The sequence below is a fragment of the Pseudomonas sp. BP11-1-1 genome (assembly GCF_052112105.1).
Classification (GTDB): domain Bacteria; phylum Pseudomonadota; class Gammaproteobacteria; order Pseudomonadales; family Pseudomonadaceae; genus Aquipseudomonas; species Aquipseudomonas alvandae.
The window spans coordinates 108,014-128,263 of record NZ_JAUTYU010000014.1; the positions used below are offsets into that span (position 1 = coordinate 108,014).

12 protein-coding genes are annotated in these 20,250 nt (G+C 63.5%); 2 read left to right on the forward strand and 10 right to left on the reverse strand.

The annotated features are described in order from the left end of the window. Nucleotides 1–61: 61 nt before the first annotated feature. On the forward strand, nucleotides 62–2,101 hold the full coding sequence (locus Q7C33_RS22465) for an oxidoreductase (protein ID WP_198797790.1): 2,040 nt from the start codon (nucleotides 62–64) through the stop codon (nucleotides 2,099–2,101). 138 nt (nucleotides 2,102–2,239) lie between these two features. On the opposite strand, the gene Q7C33_RS22470 is transcribed toward Q7C33_RS22465, so the two are convergent. From Q7C33_RS22470 to pvdM, 5 genes are all read right to left on the reverse strand, one after another. Next, on the reverse strand, nucleotides 2,240–6,367 hold the full coding sequence (locus tag Q7C33_RS22470) for an amino acid adenylation domain-containing protein (protein ID WP_407684177.1): 4,128 nt from the start codon (nucleotides 6,365–6,367) through the stop codon (nucleotides 2,240–2,242). Nucleotides 6,368–6,405: 38 nt separating this feature from the next. Beyond that, nucleotides 6,406–8,064 carry a cyclic peptide export ABC transporter gene (locus Q7C33_RS22475; protein ID WP_407684178.1) on the reverse strand — a complete coding sequence of 553 codons (1,659 nt, stop codon included), beginning with the start codon at nucleotides 8,062–8,064 and terminating at the stop codon, nucleotides 6,406–6,408. Nucleotides 8,065–8,331: 267 nt separating this feature from the next. Further along, nucleotides 8,332–9,207, reverse strand: a complete 876-nt coding sequence (gene pvdO / locus Q7C33_RS22480; RefSeq protein ID WP_407684179.1) for a dihydropyoverdine dehydrogenase — start codon at nucleotides 9,205–9,207, stop codon at nucleotides 8,332–8,334. 20 nt (nucleotides 9,208–9,227) lie between these two features. Next, on the reverse strand, nucleotides 9,228–10,508 hold the full coding sequence (gene pvdN, locus Q7C33_RS22485; RefSeq protein ID WP_258650320.1) for a pyoverdine-tailoring periplasmic protein PvdN: 1,281 nt from the start codon (nucleotides 10,506–10,508) through the stop codon (nucleotides 9,228–9,230). Further along, a complete protein-coding gene (gene pvdM, locus Q7C33_RS22490) occupies nucleotides 10,505–11,875 on the reverse strand; it encodes a pyoverdine-tailoring dipeptidase-like protein PvdM (protein WP_407684180.1) in 1,371 nt (456 codons plus the stop codon). The genes pvdN and pvdM overlap by 4 nt, the downstream gene beginning before the upstream one ends. 258 nt (nucleotides 11,876–12,133) lie before the next feature. Between pvdM and pvdP the strand changes: the two genes are divergently transcribed. Continuing rightward, entirely contained in the window at nucleotides 12,134–13,750 is a 1,617-nt protein-coding gene (pvdP, locus tag Q7C33_RS22495) for a pyoverdine maturation tyrosinase PvdP (RefSeq protein ID WP_198797785.1), read from the forward strand. A gap of 197 nt (nucleotides 13,751–13,947) precedes the next feature. On the opposite strand, the gene Q7C33_RS22500 is transcribed toward pvdP, so the two are convergent. From Q7C33_RS22500 to Q7C33_RS22520, 5 genes are all read right to left on the reverse strand, one after another. Next, nucleotides 13,948–14,274 (reverse strand): DUF6124 family protein, encoded by a 327-nt coding sequence (locus Q7C33_RS22500; RefSeq protein WP_198797784.1) that lies wholly within the window; start codon nucleotides 14,272–14,274, stop codon nucleotides 13,948–13,950. Nucleotides 14,275–14,784: 510 nt separating this feature from the next. After that, nucleotides 14,785–15,111 (reverse strand): DUF6124 family protein, encoded by a 327-nt coding sequence (locus tag Q7C33_RS22505; RefSeq protein WP_323154171.1) that lies wholly within the window; start codon nucleotides 15,109–15,111, stop codon nucleotides 14,785–14,787. A 541-nt stretch (nucleotides 15,112–15,652) separates the two neighbouring features. Beyond that, nucleotides 15,653–17,053, reverse strand: a complete 1,401-nt coding sequence (locus Q7C33_RS22510) for an efflux transporter outer membrane subunit (protein ID WP_407684181.1) — start codon at nucleotides 17,051–17,053, stop codon at nucleotides 15,653–15,655. A gap of 10 nt (nucleotides 17,054–17,063) precedes the next feature. Beyond that, the gene (locus tag Q7C33_RS22515; protein WP_217861590.1) at nucleotides 17,064–19,025 is read right to left on the reverse strand and encodes a MacB family efflux pump subunit; all 1,962 of its coding nucleotides are present in this window, start codon (nucleotides 19,023–19,025) and stop codon (nucleotides 17,064–17,066) included. After that, nucleotides 19,026–20,027, reverse strand: a complete 1,002-nt coding sequence (locus tag Q7C33_RS22520; protein ID WP_407684182.1) for an efflux RND transporter periplasmic adaptor subunit — start codon at nucleotides 20,025–20,027, stop codon at nucleotides 19,026–19,028. Nucleotides 20,028–20,250 lie beyond the last annotated feature (223 nt).

A 20,250-nucleotide genomic window follows, 5' to 3' on the forward strand; every position in this document is an offset into this window, starting at 1 on the left:
CAAGACGATGGAGGCCGAAGAGCTTCCGCATTTCCCGTGATCGCCCGAAGTGGAGTTACCGATGACCGCCCCTCATTACCCGCATTTGCTGGCCCCGCTGGACCTCGGCTTTACCACGTTGCGCAACCGAACCCTGATGGGGTCGATGCACACCGGTCTCGAGGAGAAGCCGGGTGGCTTCGAGCGCATGGCGGCATATTTCGCCGAGCGCGCCCGGGGCGGCGTGGGCCTGATGGTGACCGGCGGGATCGGGCCTAACGATGAAGGTGGCGTTTATTCCGGCGCGGCCAAGCTGACCACCGAGGAAGAAGCCCTCAAGCACCAGATCGTCACCCGGGCGGTGCATGAAGCCGGTGGCAAGATCTGCATGCAGATTCTTCACGCCGGCCGCTATGCCTATAGCCCCAAGCAGGTGGCACCGAGCGCGATCCAGGCGCCGATCAACCCGTTCAAGCCCAAGGAACTGGACGAAGAGGGGATCGAGAAACAGATCAGCGATTTCGTCACCTGTTCGGTGCTGGCCCAGAAGGCCGAGTACGACGGTGTCGAGATCATGGGCTCGGAAGGCTATTTCATTAACCAGTTCCTGGCGGCCCACACCAACCACCGGACCGACCGCTGGGGCGGCAGCTATGAAAACCGCATGCGCCTGCCGGTGGAAATCGTGCGCCGCGTACGCGAGGCGGTCGGCCCCAATTTCATCATCATCTTCCGCCTGTCGATGCTCGACCTCGTGGAAGGCGGCAGCACTTGGGATGAGATCGTTCAATTGGCCCAGGCCATCGAACAGGCCGGTGCGACGATCATCAACACCGGTATCGGTTGGCACGAGGCGCGGATTCCCACCATCGCCACCAAGGTGCCGCGGGCAGCGTTCAGTAAAGTCACCGCCAAGCTGCGTGGCTCGGTGGGCATTCCGCTGATTACCACCAACCGTATCAACACGCCTGACGTGGCTGAGCGGATCCTGGCGGAAGGCGATGCCGACATGGTGTCCATGGCGCGGCCCTTCCTCGCGGACCCGGAATTCGTCAACAAGGCCGCCGAAGGCCGGGCGGACGAGATCAATACCTGCATCGGCTGCAACCAGGCCTGCCTGGACCATACGTTTGGCGGCAAGCTCACCAGTTGCCTGGTGAATCCGCGGGCGTGCCATGAGACTGAGCTCAATTACCTGCCGGTCACCCAGGTGAAGAAAATCGCCGTGGTCGGCGCCGGTCCTGCCGGGTTGTCCGCGGCTACCGTGGCGGCCGAGCGGGGGCATCAGGTGACATTGTTCGATGCCGCCAGCGAAATAGGCGGTCAGTTCAATGTCGCCAAGCGTGTGCCGGGCAAGGAAGAGTTCTTTGAAACCCTGCGCTACTTCAAGCGCAAGTTGCAGACCACCCACGTCGAGCTGTGCCTCGATTCCCGCGTCGATGTGGCGCAGTTGGTGGCGGGCGGTTACGACGAAATCATCCTGGCCACCGGCATCGCGCCGCGTGTACCGGCGATCCCGGGTGTGGAACATCCCAAGGTGCTGAGCTACCTGGACGTGATCCTCGAACGCAAGCCGGTTGGCCGCAGTGTCGCGGTGATTGGTGCCGGCGGGATTGGCTTTGACGTGTCGGAATTCCTGGTCCATCAAGGCGTTGCGACCAGTCAGGACCGCGAGGCGTTCTGGAAGGAATGGGGGATCGACACCCACCTCCAGGCGCGTGGCGGTGTCGCCGGGATCAAGGCAGAGCCCCATGCTCCGGCGCGCCAAGTGTTCCTGTTGCAGCGCAAGAAGTCCAAGGTCGGCGATGGCCTGGGCAAGACCACCGGCTGGATTCATCGCACCGGCTTGAAGAACAAGCAGGTGCAGATGCTCAACAGCGTCGAATACCTGAAGATCGACGATGAGGGCCTGCACATTCGCATTGGCGAGACGGGCGAGCCGCAAGTGCTACCGGTGGACAACATCGTCATCTGCGCCGGGCAGGATCCGCTGCGCGAATTGCAGGAAGGCCTGGAAGCGGCTGGGCAGACTGTCCATCTCATCGGCGGTGCCGATGTGGCGGCGGAACTGGACGCCAAGCGTGCCATCGACCAGGGTTCGCGGCTCGCGGCGCAGTTGTAAGGCGCGAAGCCTGTAGACATCCGGATCTCCTGAGGGAGCCTGCTCGCGAAAGGCAGTGTCACAGTCAATGAAGATATTGAGTGTGCTAGCTTCTTCGCGAGCAGGGTCGCTCCCACAGGTTCTATAGGACCAGAGGGGCTATTTCCCTTCTACCGTATTGGCCAGAAAAGCCTCGACCAGCGAGTCGAGCAACGCCTCATCAAAGATCATGCTTCTATGGCGCAACGGCGAATGCACCGAGCATTGCAGCTCACCCCTCAGGCTGTGTTCCATCAGCAGGGCTTCGCAGAATGCCAATTCCTCGGCGGTTTTCTCCGCCCGTGTCCACCAGCAACTGGGCCGTACCCGAATCGGCTTGAAGCTGAACCCCTCAAACGCCTCCAGCAACCGATCATGCACCGAGAACGCCTGGGCGTTCATGACCTCTTCCTTGACGCTCTGCACGATCGACAACAGGTCGCCTCGCCCAGGCTCGATCTGGCCGGCCGCCCACTCATGGAAGGCCTTGACCGGACTGTCCGGTCGCTCCTGTCGATAAGCCGCCGTGCGCTCCGTCAGCGAAGGGAACAGCAGGTCGAAGTATTCAATCGCTTCAAGCAGATCCTGGGAGGCGGCATCGTCTTTTCCGTCACCCGCCAAATGCCGATGACGCGGCAAGCCTGAGGGATACAAGTGTTCCGGAATGGTGCTGTCCACCAACCCCAGAAAACCAACGGTGTGCCCCTGGCTTTCCAGCACCGCCGCGATGTCGAGCGCGATCGTCCCGCCCAAGGACCAGCCCATCAAGTAATAGGGACCTTGCGGTTGGGCGGCGACGATTTCCTTGCTGTAGTCGGCGATCATCTCGCGCCAGGCCTCGGGGCCTGCATGGGGTTCGCTGAAGCCGCGGTGCATGACGCCGACAGTGCGTGCCCGGTTTTGCAGTTTGCGCGCCAGCGGTTGATAGCAAAACACGATGCCACCGCTGGGGTGCAGGCAAAACAGCTGCGGTGCGCTCGCGGGGGCGTTGTTCAGGGCGACGAGGCACTGCGTCTGCTCACGGTGTTTCTGCGAGATGAACAGCGCCAGCTCGGCGATGCTCGGGTTGGCCAGCAGTTCTTGCAGACGCACGGTGATATTCAGGTTTGCCTTGAGCCTGGCGATCAGCTCGATCGCCAGGATCGAATGCCCGCCCAGTTCAAAGAAGCTGTCGCTGATACCCACGCGTTCGACCTTGAGGGACTGCTGCCAGAGTTGCGCCAAGGCCTCCTCCAACGGCGTGCGGGGGGGCACGTAATTCGTATGCCGGAGCGCGGCATCGGGTTCGGGCAAGGCCTTGCGGTCGAGCTTGCCGTTGGCATTGAGCGGCAGGTGATCGATGAACAGCAGATGGCTGGGCACCATGTAGTCCGGCAATTGCGCCTTGAGCGCGGCCAGCAGGTTTTCGCGCAGTTCGGCAACGGCGGGTTGCGTCGGGATGACGTAGGCGATCAATTGCAGGCCACCTGGCCCGTCGTGGGTCAGCACCACACCATCACCCACGCCCGGCAGCATTTGCAGGCGCGCCTGGATCTCGCCCAGTTCAATGCGGAAGCCGCGAATCTTGACCTGATGATCCAGGCGCCCGATATACTCGATGCTGCCGTCGCTGAGGTAGCGCGCCAGGTCCCCGGTGCGGTACAGGCGTCCACCCGGCAGCGGGTCGAACGGGTCGGGAATGAAACGGCTGGCGGTGAGATCGGCGCGCTGGTAATAACCACGGGCCAGGCCGGCTCGGCCGATATACAGCTCACCGACGCAACCCTTGGGCACCGGGTTCAGGTGCGCATCGAGCAGATACCAGGACAGGTCGACGATGGGCTCGCCGATGGGGCTGGCGGCCTCGCCGTGCAAGTCCGCCATCGACAGTGGCCGCCAGGTGACATGAACGGTGGTTTCGGTGATGCCATACATGTTGACCAACTGCGGCGCCTGGTCCCCGAAACGTTCGAACCAAGGGCGCAGGCTTTGCACATCGATCGCTTCGCCGCCAAAAATGATCTGGCGCAATTGATGGACGAGGGGCTGCCGAGGCTCGCAGGCAACACGTAGCAATGACTTGAACGCCGACGGCGTCTGGTTGAGCACCGTGACCTTCTCCTGGCACAGCAGGGCGTAGAAATCGTCGGGCGAACGGCTCACGGCGTGGGGCACGATGACCAACCGAGCACCGTGCAGCAGCGCGCCGAAGATCTCCCACACGGAAAAGTCGAAGGCGTAGGAGTGAAACAGGCACCACACGTCCTGCCGGTCGAAACCGAACCACTGTTCGGTGGCTCGGAACAGCCGGCTGACGTTGTGGTGCGCGAGCAGGGCGCCCTTGGGTTTGCCGGTTGAACCAGAGGTGTAGATCACGTAAGCCAAGTTGTCCGGATCCATGGACACGTTGGGATTGTGCTCAGGCCAGGCGCTATCGGCCTCGTTCGAATCCAGCAGCAGGCAGTCGATGCCAGCCGGCAACGCCAATGACTCAAGCAGGTGGGCCTGGGTCAGGATCTGCCGGACGCCGCTGTCCTGGATCATGTAGGCCAGGCGGTCGGCCGGATAGGTCGGGTCCAGCGGTACGTAGGCACCACCGGCCTTGAGAATCGCCAGCAGGCCGATGATCATCTGCGGCGTGCGCTCGACGGCGATGCCCACCAGCACGTCGGGGCCAACGCCTTGCTCGATCAGCCGATGGGCCAGTCGGTTGGCGTGGCGGTTGAGGTCGGCATAGCTCATGTGCTGCCCGTCGAACGTCAGGGCGATCGCCTCACCTGTGTGGGCGGCATGGGTTTCGATTATCCGGTGCAGGCAGTTTTCGCTGTGCAGTCGGGTGGGTTGGCGGTTCCAGTCGTTCAGGACCAGCCGGCGTTCATCGGCGCTCAACAATTGCAGTTCGCCCACAGGGCAGTCGGGCGCCTCGATCAGGCCTCGCAACAGGTTCTGCCAATGCTCGGCCATGCGCTCGACGGTGGTCGTGCAGTACAGGTCACGGCTGTACTCGAACGTCGCGACTATCTGCTGCTGTGAATAGTCGACGTCCAGCGACACATCGAATTTGGCCTGGCCTTCACCGGTGTCGAGGAATTCCAACGTCAACAGATCCGGGCTTGGCAGCGACGCCGCCTGTGACCCGGTGCGCCAGTTGAACAAGACCTGGAACAGCGGGTTGGCGCCCAATTGATCGAGGATCAATTCCAGCGGGTAATCGGCATGCTCCAGCGCAGCGAGGGATTGCCCGCGAAGTGCCCGTAAGAAATCCAACGCGCTGCGGGTCGAGTCGATCCGCGCCCGATACACCTGGCTGCTGACGAAAAAACCCACCAGATCCTGGCTTTCATGGCTGTTGCGGTTGGCGTTGGGGACGCCGACGGTGAAATCGTCCTGGCGGCTGTAGCGGGACAGCAGCAATTGCCAGGCGCCCAGCGCCACCACGAAGGGCGTCAGCCCCTGGCGTTGGCAAAAAACCTCCAGCGATTGCGCCAACGACGGACCCAGCGATACGTGTACGCGACCGGCCCGGTGTTGCTGGGTCGCGCTGCGCGGGAAATCCTGGGGCAATTCCAGCGCGGGCAAGTCACGGCCCAGGTACTGGCTCCAGTATTCGCCACTGCGTCGGCAGGCAGCGCTGTGCAGATAGTCGCCGCGTTGGTGGGTCGCGTAGTCGGCGTATTGCATCGGCAACGGTGGCAACGCAGACCGATCACCCAGCAGTGCCCGGCCATACGCCTGGGTCATGTCGTGCATCAGGATCGTGTTGGACCAGGCATCGGAAACGATGTGATGCATGTTCAGCAGCAGCACATGTTCGGTATGGCTCAATCGGAGCAAGGTCGCCCGCATCAGTGGCGCCTGGGTGAGATCGAACGGTTGCCGGGCGTGTTGCTCGATGTGCTGCGAGAGCGCCGGCTGATCGAGCTCGGTGAGGTCTTCGCGATGCAGGGTCAGGCAGGCGCTGCGCTCGACCACCTGGGTGGCGGCACCGTCGATTTCGATGAACGCGGTGCGCAGGATGTCGTGTCGGTCGATCACCCGATTCAGCGCGTCTTCCAAGGCATCGGCATTCAGTTCGCCGGTCAGGCGCAAGGCCCGGGGCAGGTTGTAGGCCGAGCGGGTCGCATCTCGCTGTTGTTCCAGCCACAGGCGTTGCTGGGCGAAAGACAGGGGCGCGCGGTCCAGCCTGCCGCGGCTGGCCAGGGCGTGCCTGTCGTCGGCGACCTCATCGAGCAGCAGCGCCAGCAGATCATCATCTAGCAGTTCGTTCATGGTGTTCTCGCGGTAAACGGCATTGGCGTCGGGCAGGTTCAGGCGAAGGCTGCCGGGGCCTTTTCACTGACCACCCGGCCGGCCTGCATCCGCACCAGTTGATCGGCGATGTCGAAGTAACGGTCGTCGTGGGAAATCACGATGATGGTTTTGCCCAGGGCCTTCAGCTCCGGCAGCAGCTCGGTGTAGAACACCCGCCGGAACACCGGGTCCTGGTCGGCGGCCCATTCGTCGAAGACCAGCACCGGGCGTTCTTCCAGCCAGGCGTTAAGCAGCGCCAAGCGTTTGCGCTGGCCGGTGGAGAGATCGGTGGTGCTGAACGCACCGTCGCGAATGCAGACCTTATGGCCGATCTCCAGGCGATCGAGGTAGCGGTTGGCGTCCCCGGGTACCTGCTGGTCGCCCTGCACCAGTTCATCGAACAGGTAGTAGTCGGCAAAGATCGTGGTGAACAGCTGGCGATAATCGTCACGTCCCGCCGCCGATACCGGCTTGCCGTCCAGGAGGATTTCGCCTCCCTGGGGCGCATAGAGGCCCAGCAGCAATTTGATCAGCGTGGTCTTGCCGCCGCCGTTCTCGCCAACGATGAACACGATGTCGCCTTGGGCGATGGACAGGTTGACCGGTCCGAGGGCAAAGGCCTGGCTGCCGGCGACCGCCGGGAAGGCATAATGCACGTCACGCAATTCAAGCTGCTGGATCGTCGGCTTGGGCACGCTCTTGTCGTTGAGCAGCAGGTGCGGCTCCGGCGAGGAAAACTGCTCGGCCAGTTCGGCAATGCGCTTGAAGGCGATGTTGGCGCGGCTGATCACCGGCAACGTCATGACCAGGTATTCCAGCGGCCCCTTCATGTACAACAACACCAGCACGAAACCGCTGAGTACCGCTTTGTCGGTGCCCAGCCACAGCGATTGCAGGGCCAGGACCAGGCCGATGACCACGAAGAACAGCATCGAGCCGAAGGTCTTGGCGACCACGAAAGTGTTGACCGCACGGATGTTGGTGTCGCAGATCTGCTCGGCGGTGGCTTCGATGCGCTGGCTGAACATGCGCTGGCGGCGCGGGCGGTGGATGCGCAGTTCCTTGGCGCCCGCAGCGATTGCGTTGTAGTGCTGCTGCAGGGCGTCTTCGGCTTCGCGGGCTGCTTCGAAACCACGAATGCCCCGGGCGCGCGCCACGTACTGGATAACCGTGCCGATCACCAGCGCCACCAGCAGCAGCGCAAACATCGGCAACGACAGGTAGGCCAGGTAGCCCAGGCAACCGAGGGTGACGGTAAAGGCAATCGCCAGTGGCGCGAAGGAAAACGCGAAGCTGCTGACCGTGTTGACGTCGTGGGTCAGGATCGGGATGAGCCGATGGCTGCGGAAACGCTCTATCTGCTCGATGGGCGCCAGCAAGACTTTCTGGCCGAGGGATTTGCGCAGGCTGGCGATGATGTTCTGGCCGACGTGGTTGGTGCCGATGTCCGACAGGATCGAGGTCAGCAGCGCCGCCATGCACAGGCCGGCAAAGGTAGCCAGCACCTGGGGCGTCGGCCCGGCATCGGCGTTCAGCGCGTCGTTGATGGTTGCCAGCAGGGCGGTGATGCTCAGCCCGCCGAGCATGCCCAGGAGGATGGAGCCTGCGACAATCAGCCGGAAGGGTTTGAGCAGGATGAACAGCTCGGTGATCACCCCGCGTTTTGGTTGGCTCATGGAGGTTTCCCTGCTAGATGAAAAGGTCGAAGGCCATCGCGGGCTTTCACCGCATGGGCTGGAGGACAGCGGCACGCCGGTTGGGGCGCGCCCACCTATGGAACGATTGGAGGGGAAGGGGATTTAACCAGGGCCTCCTGACACACATTATTGTGGCGAGGGAGCTTGCTCCCGCTCGGTTGCGCAGCGACCGCAAAATCTTGGGGCCGCTGCGCGGCCCAGCGGGAGCAAGCTCCCTCGCCACAAAAGCGTGTCCGGCAGGTTGAACTACATATCCCGAGCAACCCGAAACCCCAGCCAGTCACCACGGGCATCGGAAAACACCGCATTGCGATTGCCCGAACGGGAAAACACCGGCGCTTCGCCCCAATCGTTGCCACGGATGCGTCGCACCTTGCAGTTGCCCGTCAGCGCGGCGCTGCCGTCGCTTGGCGCATAGGTGTAGTTTTCGTTGAAACAATCGGCCGTCCATTCATAGATGTTGCCGTGCATGTCATACACACCAAAGGCGTTGGGTGCGAAGCTGCCGGCCGGGGCGGTGAAGTTGTAGCCATCGGCGGCGCCGTAGGTGTTGGCATGTCGGGCGATGCTGTAGTCCTTGCCCTCGTCGAACGGGAAGGGGAACGGGCCGCTACTGCCGCCACGCGCGGCGTACTCACGCAGGGATTCGCTGACCAATCGGTACGGCTTGCCGGTCTTTTTCGACAGCCACGCCACGTAGGCGTTGGCCTCTTCGAAATTCATGCACACCGCCGGGTGCCGGTCGGTGTACTGCTTGCGCGGGTCGCTGCCCTGATAGTCCGGAACCCCGGCCTGGCACGCGCGTCCGGGGCGCTTGTCGCCATCGGGCATCACGTAGCCGGTATCGCGCAGGTAGGCGAACCATTCACCCTTGAGCACTTGGAAGCGACTGATCGCCAACGGCTTGGCAAACGTCACCGGGTGCATCGGACCCTCGTCGGGCTCGCGGCCGACCTCGTTTTCCGGGGTGCCCATCTGGAAGGTGCCGGTGGGCAGCACGACCATTTCCGGGCAGTCCTTGCAGTCGCGGAACACCTGGCCCGGCTGCGAGGCCTGGGCGCTGGAGGGCAACAGTGCGGTGAGGGCCAATGCCGGAAGCGTCTTCAATAAAAATCGGTTCATCAATTGCTCTCGATCAGTCATCAGAGTGTTTTGCCCAACAGCGCCGTGAAGCGATCGATCTCGGCTTCAGTGTTGAGCAGCCCCAGCGCGGTGCGGACCACCGGCCCGGCATCGCGGTGCACGGCATCGGCGACCACGCGGTTGTGCATCAGGTAGGCGGCGATCTCATCGCTCTTGCGATCCTTGACCCGGAAGAAAGTGAAGCCGGCCGACAGCTCGGGGCTCAGCGGCGTCACCAGCTCGATCTGCGGCAGCGCGAGCAGGTGTTTTTTCAGGTAACTGTTGAGCGCATGAATACGCGCCTGGACTTCGGCCTTGCCCAGTTGCAGGTGCAGCTTGAACGCTTCGTCCGCCGCCCAGCGATGCTCGAAGGCGTGGTAACCGCCCGGGGTCATGGTGGTGGAAAACGTCGTGGCTTCGGAGAAGGTCGGAATGATCGGTGTGACGTACTTGACCTCTTCGCTGCGGCTGCACACCACGCCGGTGCCCCGTGGGCCGAACATCCATTTGTGGGTGCCGGCGATGAAGAAATCGCAATTCATCTCCGGGAAACTCAAATCCTCCACGCCGAAACCGTGCACGCCATCCACCACATAGACGATGCGTTGTTCATCGCTGCGGCCCTGGTTGTGCTTGTCCACCAGGGCGCCGATCTTGCCGATGGGCAACTTCACTCCGCTGCCCGAATGCACCCAGGTCATGCCGAGCACGCGGGTCTCGGGGCGGATGTTGCGGTCGATGGCCGAGAGGATTTCCGCCTCGCTGGCGCCGTGGGCGTTCTCGAACAGCTTGATCTTGCGCACCCGTGTTCCGTCCCGTTGCTTGCGCAGGTCGAGGATGGTGTGGGTGGCGTAATGTTCGTGGGCGGTGGTGAGGATTTCCTGGTCGGGTCGCACATGGACGCCGCCATAGATCATCGCCAGGCCTTCGGTGGTGCTGCCAGTGAGGGCGATCTGCTTCGGGTTCGCTTGCAGGTAGCGACCGGCCCAGGTCCGCACGTTTTCCTCGCGCGCTTCGGTGACGCCCAAGTCCCAGTCCATCAACAGCCCGGGGTTTTTATCCAGGGCGGCGCGGTGCCGCTCGATGGCCTCGCGCACCGGGCGCGGGTGGGTGGTGACCAGGAAATTGGAGAAGTGCAGGTAGTCCGGGTCCTGGTTGAACAGCGAGCGCAGCTGCGCCCATTTGTCCTTGGGCAGCGGTGGCATTGGGTCGGCGCTGGCCGTGGCGGGCAGGCTGGCGGGCAATGACAGGCCGGCGGCAAGGACCCCGGCTTGCTTGAGAAAGATCCGGCGCTCGTTCATGGCTGAGGGGCCTTCTGCGCCGAGGCGATGGCCGGGCTCGCGGCTTTCTGCACCTGGTCCCAGACCCGCAGGAAGTTGCCACCCCACAGCTTGGCGATGTCGGCCTCGGAGTAGCCGCGGGTCAGCAGCTCGGCGGTGACGTTGCGGATGTCGCCGACGTTCTCCCAGCCTTTCACGCCGCCACCTTCATTGAAGTCCGAACTGATGCCGACGTGGTCGATGCCGATCTTGCGCACCGCATAGTCGATGGCATCGCCCAAATCCTTGAGGCTGGCCTTGGGTTCCTCTTCGAGAATGCCGTAGAGCTGGCCGGCGTATTCGCCGAATTTCTGTTCCGGCCACGCGGCGATGATCGGGTCGCCCGGCATCAGCGCCATCGCCAGATTAGGCAGCGGCGGCAGGTCGAAGCGTTCGCGCAGGGCGTTGAGTCTGTCCTGGGTCTTTTGCGTCAATGGGCGCAGGTATTGGGAGAACCCCACGATCTGCACCACGCCGCCACTGGCCTTGATCAGCTGCATTTCCTTGTCGCTGAGGTTGCGCGGGATGTCCACCATGGCTCGTGGCGCGGAATGGGAGGCCACCAAGGGCGTGCGGCTCAGTTGCGCGACTTGCTCCAGGGCCTGGGTCGACATCTGCGACACATCGATGATCACGCCCAGGTCGTTCAGGCGTGTCACCGCTTGCTTGCCGATGTCCGACAGGCCGCCGAGGGCGTCGGGCGAGTCGTTGAAGAACGGCAGCGGTCGCGAGGAGTCGGCCCAGTCGTTGTTGCCGATGTAGCTGAAGCCGAACATGCGCATGCCTCGCGCCGTCCACAGGTCCAGCAGGCTCAGGTCGTGGCCGAGGGGATAGGCGTTGAGCATGCTGATGAAAATCGCGAACTTGCCTTCGCCGTGCAGGCGGCGGAAATCGTCCGGGGTGTAGGCGATGGCGACCTGGTTGGGAAAGTCCCGGACCATGCCGGTGATGATCTTGTAGCGCACTTCTTGTTGGTTGCGCGCTTCCTCGACGAATCCGGCGGTGGGCTTGTGTGGCGCATTGGGCCCGTTCCACAACTCGGGCCAGCCGAAGATCGTCAATGCGGCACCGGAGAGGTGGCCGCGATTGGCTTTCACCAGGTCGAACTGGCCCTTGCCGTCTTTGTCCGCTTCGTTGCCGGCGGTGCCGAAATCTAGCGGCACGGTGATGTGGCTGTCGAAGGACAGCAGCCGTTCGTGCAATTCCCGGGCTTCCTTCATGACCTTGACCGGGTAGCCGGGGTTGTCCCGCCACCAATGGTCCCAGGCCGCGAGCCCGCCACCGACAACCAGCGCCAGGGCCAGGGGCACGCCGGTGAAAAGAGCCTTTCTAGAACGTGGTGTTGTCATTGCCGATCTCAGTCTGGTTCGCCTTGGAAGGACAGGCGCGGGGGCCTTTGCTATCTGGGGGGAACGAGTGATCGGGCGGGAAATTTAGGTGTTCTCGAGACCGCCATCGCGAGCAAGCTCGCTCCCACATTTGGAATGCGCTCACCTGTGGGAGCGAGCTTGCTCGCGATGAGGCCCTCACAGTCTCTATAAATTTGTCAGGACGCCCATCGTTCTAGCTTGGATAAAGCCCACCCCAGGGCGAACACAGGTAAGGCAATGACGATTTCTCGACGATGGTTCATGGCAGGCCTGGCGCTGACCGGTGCCGCCGTGCCTGCGGTGTATTACGGGCATCGCGAACTGACCCGGCCGGACCCGACCATCACCCCCGGCGAGGCTTCCTTCGATGTGGCGGACGTCGCCGGACAGCGTCGGGCAAACACGCTGCGGGGCGTCTGGACGATCCGTTTCAGCGGGCGCGATGCCGGCCTCGACGGCTTGCCGAACGACAACCTGGAAGTCTTCCTCGACATCGCCCACAAGGGCCGTGGCCTGGTGGGTTGCGTCGATACCGCCGAACGCCTGCGCGCTGGGGATGAGCCGCGTTATCGAGTGCTGGGCGACCTGGCTGGCAGCGACCCGAAGCAATTGAGCTGGCGCTTGATCGCTGCCAGGCATGACGCGCCGGACTACGAATTCATCATGACCCTCGACGAAGTCTGGGCCGGTTTCGGCAATGCCGGCACGGCGACCCTCAGCGGCCGGGTGTTGCGGTTGGATCGCCCGTTGGCATTGCCGGAACTCGACAATCAATTCGTCGCCGTCAAACAGCGATTCCCCGAAGCCCGGGAACGGACACCGCTGAGCCCGAAGCTGCTGGCCTGGCTGGTGTCGCCCGAGCACCGGCTGTTCCACCAACTCTGGCATGCCTCGCGAGACAAATGGCACACCCTCGACGAAGACAAGCGCGACGCCCTGCGCGGCATCGGCTGGCAACCCGGGCCGCGAGACAACGAGCGTGACGCCCGTGGGCCGCGCAAGGATCGCAACGGCTCGGGGGTGGATTTCTTTTTCATGCACCGGCATATGCTCGGCACGGCGCGTTCTTTCCAACCGCTGCCGTCATGGCCACGCTTCCCGTTGCCGCAACCGGAGTTGGAACGTGATCGCCTGGGCTTTGCCCGGTATTTCGACAACATCGACGGGACTGCACTGCCACCGACCTGGCTGGCCCGTGGCGACGAGCAATACGCCCAGTGGGTCAGCGACATCAAGACCGCCGAGACCTATCACAGCAATTTCCAGGTCTGGGAATCCCGTTATCGCGACCCGCGCTATCTATCGAAACTGACGTTGGGCCAGTTCGGTTCGGAAGTGGAATTGGGCCTGCATGACTGGCTGCACATGCGCTGGGCCTCGGTGCCGCGCGATCCTTCCAACGGCCATCCGGTGCCGTTCGCCCGTGATCAGGCCGACTTCGCCCAGCGCTGGTTCGAACCGGAAAACGACTTTCTCGGCGATCCGTTTTCCTCCCATGTGAACCCGGTGTTCTGGGCCTTCCACGGCTGGATCGACGACCGCCTCGAAGACTGGTTCCGTGCCCACGAACGTTTTCATCCTGGCGAAGTGAGCCGGCTCGAAGTCAACGGCGTGCCCTGGTTCGCCCCGGGTCGCTGGGTGGAAATCGCCGACCCGTGGCTGGGCCCGGACACCCACGGCTGCAGCACCACGCCGGGGTTGCAGGTTGGGCATTCGGTGGAGATGGATCCGGAAACCATGAAACTGGCGTTGCGCATTACGTTTGGCAGCGATGACGACAAGCTGGCGCAACTGTTCCGCCGCGTGCCGCAGAGGCCTTGGTATGCGCGGAATCTCAAGGCCAGGCCGGTGTGAGCCCAGGCTCGAACTGACAGAGCCTGGTGCTGTGCGCAATGACTGCTTTTGTGGCGAGGGAGCTTGCTCCCGCTCGGCCGGGCTGGCGCTCCAGTGCGCAGCGACCGCAAGATTATGGGGCTGCTGCGCCCGAGACGTCGGACCGGCCCAGCGGGAGCAAGCTCCCTCGCCACGGGTATCGCTTGGCTTCAGATATGTCAGCGCGGTGCGGCGATATCCAGGGCGCGGTTTGCCAGTAGCTCACTCAGCTCGATCATCTGCTGGATACCCAATGCAAAACTCCGTGGCGCCCCCTCCAGATCAAAGGCCAGTTCGTTGGCCATGACATTGACCGAAGCGAGGGTTTCGCTGAGGTTGGCCAGCAGGCACTCCATGTCCGCGCCTTGGGCCACGGTGAACAACTGGCCCGGCGGTAGCTTTGGTTTTCCAGGTTTTGGATCGAGGTAAAAGGCGAGGGCGCGGTCGGCGGCTTCGTTGAGTTTTTTGGCGTCGTCGTCGGGGGGATTGGGGGTAATTTTGAACATGGTGTAACTCCTAGTATTCATTTTCAGGAGCCGAAACCATCGCTACCAAACGATTGGGTGGCGGCCGTACGCGGGTTGGTAGACCGGAGCACTAGGAACCCGGCGCGCCCGAAGACGCCCTGCGCACGGCCACCATGAAACAGATGCCCAGACAGCATCTGCAAGAGGTGGCGCTTGCGCCTAGTTGACTCGCGGGCTACCAAACCCGATCGCTGAAATCAGCGACCCGAGAACAGTAAAAGCCACGAGCCAAGCGCACAAGCCGGCGGATTCTGGCGTAGTTGTAGGCAATGACGCAAGGCAACGTAGCCTTACTCGGGAGTCCTACATGGCCGGATAAACAGAACCAAAGCCGAACACAATTTGTGAAGAGACAAATATACCGTGGCGAGGGAGCTTGCTCCCGCTGGGCCGACGTCTCGGGCGCAGCAGACCCAGATTTTGCGGTCGCTGCGCAGCCCAGCGGGAGCAAGCTCCCTCGCCACGGATATCGTTTTACATTGAGAGGTTCTAGCGCGGTGCGGCGATGTCCAGGGCGCGGTTTGCCAATAACTCACTCAGCTCGATCATCTGCTGGATGCCCAGGGCAAAACTCCGTGGCGCCCCCTCCAAATCAAAGGCCAGTTCGTTGGCCATGACATTGACCGATGCGAGGGTTTCGCTGAGGTTGGCCAACAGGCACTCCATGTCCGCGCCTTGGGCCACGGTGAACAACTGGCCCGGCGGTAGCTTTGGTTTTTCAGGTTTTGGATCGAGGTAAAAGGCGAGGGCGCGGTCGGCGGCTTCGTTGAGTTTTTTGGCGTCGTCTTCCGGCGGATTGGGGGTAATTTTGAACATGGTGCAGCTCCTGGTTATTTACAAGGCGCTGCCAGACATCACTTGCAGATGATGGGTGGCAGCTATGCGCGGGTCTGCAAGACCGGGAAACCAGGAACCCGGCAGACCCGAAGGTCTCCCGCACACAGCCGCCATTGAGCGACACGGATCTGTCGATTGGCTTGGGCTATGCGCCTGGTATTTCGTCGGGCTTGCAGACCCGATCACTGATAAGCGGTGACGGGGAACAAGTTATCGACACGGGGCCAAGCGCACAAGCCGGCGGATTCTGGCGTAGTTGTAGGCAATGACGCAAGGCAACGTAGCCTTACTCGGGAGTCCTATATGGCCGGATAAACAGAACCGAAGCCGAACACAATTTGTGACCGGGCAAATAACCCGTGGCGAGGGAGCTTGCTCCCGCTGGGCTGCGCAGCGGCCCCCAAAACCAGTCACCCCAAAACAACTGACACACCGAGGTGCTTGCCATTGGGGCTGCTGTGCCCGAGGCGTCGGACCGGCCCAGCGGGAGCAAGCTCCCTCGCCACGATGGTGCTCCTCTTCAGATTTGCGTCGTTCGCCAACCCCCACCCAACGCCTTATACAACGCCACGCTCGCCTGCACCCGCGCCAGTCGCAACTGCACGTTCATGTCCTGGGCGGCGTACAGCGTGCGTTGGGTTTCGAGCACGGTGAGCAGGTCTTCGGCGCCGGCCTGGTAGCGGCGCTGGGCGATGTCGAAGGCGGTCTGGGCCTGGTCCAGTTCTTCGCGTTGCCATTGCCGTTGCTGGTCCAGGCCGCGGATGCCGTTCAGGGCTTTTTCGACGTCGGCGAAGCCGTTGATGATCGCAGCACGATAGAGCTCCAGCAGTTCCTCCTGGCGTGCGGTTGTCGTGTCTCGTTCGGCCTTGAGGCGACCGTTGTTGAAGATCGGTGCGGCGAGCCCGGCGCTGAGGTTGTAGACGTTGTTGCGCAGCAACTGGTCGGCGATGTCGGCGCCGGTGGCCAGGCTCAGGCCCAGGGTGGCCGAGGGCAGCAAGGCCGCGCGGGCGACGGTGATGTCGGCCTGGGCGGCGGCGAGGCGGGCTTCGGCGGCGGCGATGTCGGGACGGCGCAGCAGCAGGTCGCTGGGCACCCCGGCGTCGATGGCGGGCCAGCGCAATGCGTCGAAGGATTCATTGTCGAGCTTGAGCGACTGCACCGGTACGCCCAACAGTGCCGCGAGGGTGATCAATGCCTCACGGGCCTGTTGCTGCACTTGCGGCAGCCGGCGTTCCTGGGCCGCCACCAGGCTCTTTTGTTGAGACAGTTCCAGTGCCGTGGCGCTGCCAGCGTCGTAGCGGGTTTGCACCAGGTCGAACACATGCCGGGCGTTGGCCAGGTTCAGTTCGGCAATGCGCTGTTGCTCGCGCAGTGACAAGGCTTGGCTATAGCTGTTGGCGACGGCGCTGAGCAGAGTCAGTTCCACAGTCGCCCGATCAAACTGCGTGGCCGACAAAGTGCTCAGCGCACTGTCGCGGGCCGCCCGTTTTCCGCCCCAGAAATCCAACTCATAACTGGCGCTGAGATGAGCGTCGTAGTAGTCGATGGTGCGGTTGTTCCGATCCACGTCCAACTGGCTGTAGCCCTTGCCCCGCAGCAGTTCCTGGCGATTGCCGTTGAGCCCGGCGCTGATTTCCGGCAGCAACGGCGCGCCGGCGATCACTGCGCTGGCCTGGGCCTGGCGAACCCGGGCCATGGCGGCAGCGAGGTCGAAGCTGCCCTGGCGTGCTTGTTCGATCAACCGATCGAGTTGCGGGCTGCCGAACTGCGTCCACCATTGCTGGTTATCAACCGCAGCGCTTGGCTTGTCCAGGTTCTGCCACGCCTCGGGCGGTTGAATGCCGCTGTCGGGCGTCGACAAAGGCGTGCCACACGCAACCAGCAACAGGCTGGCGGCCAGGAGGGTCAGGTGCGCTTTCATAAGATGGGGTTCATTCACTGGTGAGGGCCGTGACCGGGTCGAGGCGGGCGGCCTTGCGGGCGGGCATGAAACCGAAGACGACGCCGGTGACCAACGCGCAACCGAAGGCGCCGAACACCGCCAGCCATTCGAAGGCCACGGCGATCTTGCCCAGCAGCAACGCACCGCCCACCAACAGCGCCAGGCCGATACCGGCCAATCCACCAACCACCGAGAGCATCACCGCTTCGGTGAGAAACTGGCGCAGGATGTCGCGCTGGCGGGCGCCGGTGGCCATGCGGATACCGATCTCCCGGGTCCGCTCGCGTACGGTCATGAGCATGATGTTCATCACGCCGATGCCGCCCACCAGCAGCGAAATCGCCGCAATGGCGCCGAGCATCAACGACAGCGTGCCCTGGGTGCGGGCCTCGGCCTGGATCATCGCGGCATTGTTGGTCAGCTCGAAATCCTGCTTGCCGTTGTGCAGCCGCAGCAAGGTGCGGGAGACGGCCTGCTCGGCCTCGTTGACCTTGCCCGCATCGCGAGCGGCGATCACCACGTATTCGGGATGGCGCGTGCCGAACAGCCGCACGCTGGCGGCGGAGTAGGGCACGGCGATGCGGTTGTCGGCGTCCGAATCACCGGAGCTGGCGCCTTTTTCCGCCAGTACGCCAACGACCTGGAACGGCACGTTTTCGATCAGGATGTAGCGGCCGATCGGGTCGGCGACGTCCTTGAGCAGCTTTTGCCGGACCTTGTGCCCGATCACTGCCACCGCCGCGGCGCTGCGTTCATCGGCGTCGCTGAAATAGGTGCCCTGGGCCACCGGCCAATTGAAGATGATCGGGAAATTCGTGTCGTTGCCGCCCACGTAGCTGGTGTGGTCGAGATTGGCGAAACGCACGCTGGCGTTCTTGCCGTTGACCGGCATGATGCGTTGCACTTCGGGCAGGGCAGCGAGGGCGGCGATGTCCTGTTCGCTGATGATGCCCTTGGTCGCGCGCGGGTTGGGGGCGGTGCCGTTGAGGTAAATGATGTTCGAGCCGAAGGCGCCCATCTGGGCCATGACCTGGCGCTTGCTGCCTTCGCCAACGGCCAGCATCACCACCACCGAGGCCACGCCGATGACGATGCCGAGCAGGGTCAGGGCGGTGCGAAAGCGATTGATCCACATCACCCGCCAGGCCGCTTGCACCGCGTCTACCAGTTCGCCTTTCCAGGCGCCGTTGTGTTCGCTGCCGGCGCTCAGGCGCTGGCGCAGGTCCACGGCTTGCAACGCCTTGGCATTGGCCTGTGGTGCGGCGGTGGCGCTGTCGCTGATGATCGACCCGTCGCGGATTTCAATAATGCGCTTGGCCCGGGCCGCGACTTCGCGGTCGTGGGTGATCAGGATCACCACGTGGCCCTGGCTTGCCAGTTCGTCGAGCAAGGCCATGACCTCGATGCCACTCTGGCTGTCGAGGGCGCCGGTGGGCTCGTCGGCGAGGATGATGTGGCCGCCGTTCATCAAGGCCCGGGCAATCGACACCCGTTGCTGCTGCCCGCCGGAGAGTTGATGGGGGCGGTTGCCGGTGCGGCTCGCCAGGCCGAGGCGTTCGAGCAGGGCGCTGGCCCGGGCGTGGCGCTCGGCGGCCGAGGTGCCGGCATAGATGGCCGGCATCTCGACGTTTTCCTGGGCCGTGCCGGACGGGATCAGGTGATAGCCCTGGAACACGAAGCCGAACGCTTCGCGGCGCAGCCAGGCCAGTTCATCGCTGCCCAACCTGGCGACGTCTTCGCCGGCAAAGCGGTACTCGCCGCTGGTAGGGCGATCGAGGCAGCCGAGGATGTTCATCAAGGTGGATTTGCCGGAGCCGGACGCCCCGACAATCGCCAGGAATTCGCCGGCGTGAATGGACAAGTCGATGCCCCGCAGGACTTCTACCCGAGGGCTGTCGCCGCCGCCGTAGGCCTTGCGAATGTCCCGCAGCTCGATCAGGGGCGTGTTCATTCAGCCTCCGTTGCCGCTGGCCGGACCAATCAGCACGCGGTCGCCTTCACTCAGGCCGTCGACAATTTGCGTGCGCAGGCGATCGCTGACGCCGGTACGAACGGTGCGTGACTGGACATCGCCGTTGTCGGCGAGCACTCGCACTTGATCGGCGTCTTGCACGGCGGCGATGGGCACGGTCAGCACATCCTTGGCCTGGGCGGCGACAAAAAACACCTGGGCAGTCATGTCGGTCATCAAGGCGCGGTCGGCGTTGTCCACGTCCAGCAACACCGTGTAGAGCACCACCCGTTCGCTGCCGCTGCGGCCACCGGAGGGACTGCCGCCCTGGCTGGCTTCCAGCGGACGCGGCGGCACCGGCAGGATTTGCCGGACAGTGCTGCTCCAGCGCCGGCCGCCGCCGGCGAGGGTGGTGAAATAGGCGGTCATGCCCGGCTTGACGTGGCCGATGTCGGCTTCCGAAACCTCTGCCCAGACGGTCATCGGCGACAGCCGGGCGATGCGCAGGATCAACGGCGTCTGCTGCTGGGCGTTGAGCGTCTGGCCTTCCCGGGCGCCGATGGCGACCACGGTGCCGCTCATCGGCGCATAAATGCGCGTGTAACCCAGCTCGGCTTCATCGCTGCGCAGGTTGGCCTGGGCCTGGCGGATCTGCGCCTGGAACATGTCGATGCGGGCCTGGGTCGCGCGCACCTCGGCCCGGGCGGTCTGCACGTCTTCTTCGCGGGTGGCGCCGCCGGCCTTGAGTTGCTGCTGGCGACGGAATTTCTGCTGCGCCAGGTCGTGTTGGGCGCGCTGTTCCTGAAGCTGGGCCTTGAGGTTTTCGATGGAAAACCGTCCGGCGTCGAGCCTGGCTTTTTGTGTGGACGGGTCGATTTCAACCAGCAGTTGGCCCTCCGTGACCTCGTCGCCGGCCTCGACGTGAATCTTCTGGATCTGCCCGGACGCCTGGGCGCCCACGTCGACGTAGCGCCTCGGCTGCCAGGCCGCTCGGGCGGGCACACTCCCAAGGCGGCGACCCGGGCCCGCCGGGCCAACGGCGGAACGAAATCGACCCGCCTACACACCACACCAAGGTCGCACCAGCGAGAAGTTCCCTCCAAAACGTCAAGACCAGGCCTGCAGCAAAGCTCCACACCCACCAGCAGGCGCCGGTACCGGAGACAGTGCAGGCAATGACAACCCACCAACTAAAGAACTACTGACAACAACCGATACCGATAGA